The following is a 5,410-nucleotide window of genomic DNA, read 5'->3' as shown; positions in this document are numbered from 1 at the left end:
TCCAAGTCTCATTCTTCCGGCTTGTCTCCCAGCAAGAGATAAAGTACCGCCATTCGGATGGCCACCCCGTTCAGCACCTGGTCAAGTATGATGGCATTCTCGCTGTCGGCCACATCGCTGTCGATCTCCACTCCCCTGTTCATTGGTCCCGGATGCATGATAATCAGCTGCTTTTTCAATCTCTCAATTCTTTCGCGGGTAACGCCGAACAGATGGCGGTACTCCCTCACTGACGGGAAGTAATTCACCCCCAATCGCTCCCGCTGGATCCTAAGGACGTTTACCGCATCGGCCCAATCGAGAACTTCATCAAGATTGTGGTTTACGGCGACCCCCAGCTTTTCCACGCCCCACGGCATCATGGTGCGAGGTCCGCACAGGGTTACTTCCGCACCCATCTTCTGCAGGCCGAGAATATTCGATCCGGCCACACGGCTGTGAGAAATATCGCCCACGATACCGACCTTGAGCCCCTCAATTGCACCCAGTTTCTCCTGCAGGCTCATCATATCCAGCAGCGCTTGAGTCGGGTGTTCGTGTGTTCCGTCGCCGGCATTTACAACTACTGCATCGACATGCTTCGTCAGATGAAGAGGCGCGCCGGGAACAGGATGACGCATGATGATGCAATCAATCTTCATTGCCTCGATATTCTGAGCTGTATCCTTGAAACTTTCCCCTTTCTGAAGACTGCTTACGCTAGCGGAAAAGTTTACCATATCTGCCGACAGCCGCTTCTGTGCCAGTTCGAAGGATATCCTGGTACGAGTGGACGGCTCGAAGAATAAGTTCACTACCGTCTTGCCTTGGAGCGTCGGCACTTTTTTGATGGGTCTGTCCAGCACCTCGCGGAAAGTGAACGCGTTTTCGAGGATCAGCTTGATATCCTCCGCCGGAGTGTCATCCAAACCGAGCAAGTGTCTATTGTGCAAGAATCCCATTTTAGCCGTATTCCACCAGATAGACGGTATCCTCGCCGTCGACTTCGTTGAGTTTCACCAGGACATGTTCGTTTTCCGCGGTGGGAATATTCTTACCCACAAAGTCGGCCTTGATAGGCATTTCGCGGTGACCCCTGTCCACGAGCGTCGCCATCAAGATTTTCGCCGGCCGGCCGAAATCCATCAGTTCATCCAGCGCCGCGCGGATGGTCCGCCCGGTGAAAAGGACGTCATCAGCCAGGATCAGTGTTAGACCATCGATGGAGAAGGAGATGTCCGATCCCTTAACCTGCGGCTGGATCAGACGTTCGCGGAAATCGTCGCGGTAGAAGGTGACATCAAGAAAACCGAGGTGAACTTCGTTCTGGGTGAGACTCTCTATTCTCTCAGCCAGCCGGGTGGCGATGAATTCGCCGCGGGTGCGGATACCGATAAGGGCTATCTTATCTGTGCCAGGAAGACGTTCAGCAATTTCGTGAGCAATACGCGACAGGGACCGGTTGATCCCGTCTTCGTCAAGAAGCTGTTTTTTCTTTATCTTCGGCACGCTCAGATACTAAAAATCCTCCCGAGACAGGAGGATGCCGAAGCGTCCTTACCTTCTCTCAGGAATGGTTTAAAGGACCTTTTTCAAATAGTAATTTACTATTAAAGTCTAACTTGAACCAAACATTTTGAATCCATCAAAAATAGTAGCGACTGTATTATCAAGTGATCTGTCTTTTGATAGATCCAGTTTCAGATTTATCTTCTCACGATCAAACCACTTCAACTGTTTTTTTGCGTACTGGCGCGTCTCAATGTTGATGCGTTCTATCATCTGATCCCGGTTCATGGTTCCATCAAGATAAGACATAATCTGGCGATAACCGAGACTGTCCACGGGATGGAACTTCTGATCGACTCCCATCTCCATGAGTGACTGAACCTCTTCTATCCATCCTCTGTCAAGCATCTCATCAGTACGGCGGCGGATGCGCTCCTCGAGAAAATCGAGCGACGCTCGTAGATAGACGCTGAAGATTGTATCATCCGACCTTCTCTTCTGCTGGGATTTGAAATGGTCACTGGGGGCTTTTCCTGTAATTTTATGGATTTCCAGCGCCCGGATTAGCCGCTTATGATTGTTAGGATGAACGATTTTGGCGTATTCCGGGTCAACAGTCCGAAGCCTCCGCAATAGTTTAGCAACACCCTTCTTTTCAAGTTCAGCTTGAAGCTTCTTGCGAATATCAAGGTCAGAAGAAGATTCTTCAAAAATACCGCAAGTAAGCGCCCTGTAGTAGAGACCGCTCCCGCCGCACACAATGGGAACGTTTCCCCGCTCCTGCACCCCTTTTATCGTCTCTTCCACCAGGTGAGCGTACTCCCCCGCAGAGATCACTTCGCCGGGGTCCCTGATACCGATGAGATGATGAGGAATGCCACCCCGCTCCTTCTCAGCCGGTTGGGCTGTGCCGACAGGCATATGACGGTAGATCTGGCGCGAATCGAGACCTATTACCTCACCGTCCAATTGACGAGCTAACTCGACGGCAACGCGCGACTTACCGGCGGCGGTAGGACCTAGGATGACTATAGCTGTTTTCGACTCTCTAGTCTCGATCGTCTATTACGAAATAATGTAGTATTTGGTCTCGGAATCGTATGAGCATCTCGAACGAAAATCATCAATCATATATCGTCAATTCCTCTCAAACCTCCGGTCCAGTTCATCGAGACTGAGATTTACGATGATCGGCCGCCCGTGGGGACAGTAGTAAGGATGCTTGGTGGCGAAGAGACGATCCACCAGCGACTGCATCTCATCTTTTGTCAGGACGTCCCCTGCTTTCACTGCCGCGTGGCAGGCGAATGAAGCTGCTACAGCTTCCTGAAATGAGGCGTGCTCCTTCTTCTCTGTCTCATAGGAATCAAGGATATCCTTTAATATATCGCGTATGTTTCCCCAACCCATCTCAGAGGGAACCCCTTCAACAAGGACAGTATGCTTACCAAACTCCTTCATGCGGAATCCGATCTTTTCCAGGAATGGTAAGAGGTCTATCAAAGCGGAAAAGTCATCGGCCGGCAGTTCCACCACCTCAGGAAAGAGCAGAGTCTGACTCGGCAACGGTGATCCTTCCAGCGCCTCTATCGCCTTATCGAACAGGATTCTCTCGTGTGCCACATGCTGATCAATTACTACCAGACCGCTCTTGATTTCAGAAACGATATACTTGGCGTGAACCTGCCAGATACTCTCCAGATTGACAAACTCCGAACTCTCCGGCTGAGCCTGAATTGAGCGCACGTATTCCTTGGCCCGTTCCACCGTCTGCATTCCTACGGTTGCTTCCGACTCCCCTGTCCGCTTGAAAGAGAGAGCATCCTGTCTGGAGGTGGCGAAATCGGTATCTGACGACTCAAACCTGCCGAGATCAGGAATGGTACTGATAATCTCCGTCAGTGCAGTCTCAACGGCCGACTTCAAGGTATGATAGACACGCCACTCATCTTGAAATCGTACTTCGATCTTCATGGGATGGACATTTACATCTACCTGGTCAAGCGGCGCTTCAAGGTTCAGAACAAAAAAAGGAAACTCCCCCCGAGATACGAGCGAACGGAATGCCGAGTAGACAGCGGAATTCAAAAGTTTATCGACGATATAACGACTTTTAAGGAACAGGAACTGTTCTCCTCCCCTCTTTCTTACCAGGTTCAGATTGCCCACAAATCCGGTAATCTTGAAAGGTCCTTTCTCGTAGTCCACGGGGAGAATGTTCTGTCTGTAAGTAGGATCAAAGACTTTGCCGATTCTCTCGTTCAGCGTTTCATTCCGGACAGAGAGTATCTCCCTCTCATCAGCCATCAGGCGGAAGGAAATTTCAGGATAACTGAGAGCAAATCTCCTGACGACCTGAATAACGTGCCTCAGCTCCACTTTGGCACTTTTCAGAAACTTTCTGCGTGCGGGCACTGAGAAGAAAAGGTCTGTCACTGAGATTAACGTCCCTTCTGCCATAGAACCCGGAACCGGTTCTGATATTTCACCATTTTTCACTGCAATCTCCGAACCGGCACCACCATTCACGGTTGAGATTGCTCTCACTTTTGAGACGGAGGCGATACTGGCAAGCGCTTCACCGCGGAAGCCGAGGGTATTGATCCGGTGCAGATCATCCGGCGACTCAATCTTGGAAGTGGTATGACGGTTGAAAGCCAGCTTCAGATCATCGCTCTCGAGTCCCCCGCCGTCGTCTACGACTTGCACAGAAGCATTTCCACCACCACTTACCAAAACGTCGATGTTCTTTGCTCCGGCGTCGATACTGTTCTCGATGAGCTCTTTTACCACAGAGGCGGGCCGCTCCACCACCTCGCCGGCTGCGATCTTGTTTTTCAGATCCTCTGACAGTATATGAATCTTGCCCACTACGATTCCTTAATAGTCAACTCAACCGCTTCAGCGGTCTCTTGCGCCAGTGATTCTCCTCTCTTCTTCAGGTCTTCAATTTCGGTCGTCGACTTCTTGCAAAAATCTTTATCATCTATTCCCGGCAGATTGATAAGCACATTAAGCCGTGCCCCTCTCAGCCCGGCGAGTGCCGCTTCAGATGCCACGCCCGCATCGCTTACCGAGCTGGGATTCCCTTCCTGCGCTACGGCCTGCGCCAGTTCCAGCACCTGCAAGCACAAACGGGAAACTTCCAGAGGAACATCGGTAGCTCTCTTCGCAGCGGCATCCATAGCCTGCGCGCGCAACTTTTTCTCTGCGTCAGTTTTCTTTTTCATTCGCATGGCTGTCAAGACCGCGTTGAACGAACGCGTATCCTCATCCACCAGGTAGGCGAGACGATCCTTGAGAGATTGCCCCTTCTCCCCCAGCTCCTCCATTTTTGTCCGCGAAACTTCCATCCCTTTCTTGCCGTGAGTAAGGGATGCCACCATACTGACAAGTGCCGCCCCCAGGCTGCCCATAAGGGCTGAAACCGATCCGCCGCCCGGCGCCGGACTGTCTGTGGAAAGTTCATCCGTAAAAGCGGCTATACTCCTCGAAACAAGATCGCCCTGTTCCACTACTCTGTAATCAACAATCTTTTCCATGGGGTCGAATTTGGTGACGTCGTTAAGACCGATCGATTCGACGGCTACCCTCACCAGTTCGGCCTCGGGAACCGCCTTCGTCTTCCCTTGTTTTTCGAGATAGTACCACCCCGCCATGAGCATCGCCTCCAAGGGAATCAGACCAACGATTTCGCTCCCTGTCACACGAAATCCCCGCTCGCGAGCACCTTCCCGCACAGACTCGAACGCCACATGGGGCGGCGTCACATGATAATTTGTCAGGTTGATGGAAACCTGCGCCTTCTGGTACTCATCAATTACCCAGCCGACCGCCTTGCACGACTGAAGCAGACCGGGTACCTTAATCGCCTTTCCCTCTTCATCGCGCACGATCTTGCCTTCCTTGTCTCGCTTTGCCC

General features: G+C 51.5%; 5 protein-coding genes. All 5 read right to left on the bottom strand.

The window, feature by feature from the left end; genetic code table 11:
- Positions 1-8 precede the first annotated feature (8 nt).
- Entirely contained in the window at positions 9-941 is a 933-nt protein-coding gene (locus QF669_09465; protein ID MDP6457657.1) for an aspartate carbamoyltransferase catalytic subunit, read from the bottom strand.
- Position 942: 1 nt separating this feature from the next.
- Positions 943-1,479, bottom strand: a complete 537-nt coding sequence (pyrR, locus tag QF669_09460; protein ID MDP6457656.1) for a bifunctional pyr operon transcriptional regulator/uracil phosphoribosyltransferase PyrR — start codon at positions 1,477-1,479, stop codon at positions 943-945.
- A gap of 117 nt (positions 1,480-1,596) precedes the next feature.
- Positions 1,597-2,514, bottom strand: a complete 918-nt coding sequence (miaA, locus tag QF669_09455; protein MDP6457655.1) for a tRNA (adenosine(37)-N6)-dimethylallyltransferase MiaA — start codon at positions 2,512-2,514, stop codon at positions 1,597-1,599.
- A gap of 111 nt (positions 2,515-2,625) precedes the next feature.
- Positions 2,626-4,359, bottom strand: coding sequence for a DNA mismatch repair endonuclease MutL (gene mutL, locus QF669_09450; GenBank protein MDP6457654.1), 1,734 nt, complete (start codon positions 4,357-4,359; stop codon positions 2,626-2,628).
- A partial coding sequence (locus tag QF669_09445) for a cyclodeaminase/cyclohydrolase family protein (GenBank protein MDP6457653.1) occupies positions 4,359-5,410 on the bottom strand: 1,052 nt, incomplete at its 5' end. The genes QF669_09445 and mutL, both read right to left, overlap by 1 nt.

This window comes from Candidatus Neomarinimicrobiota bacterium, from assembly GCA_030743815.1.
Taxonomy (GTDB): Bacteria; Fidelibacterota; Marinisomatia; order Marinisomatales; family S15-B10; genus UBA2146.
This window is presented reverse-complemented; position numbering and strand designations above follow the sequence as displayed.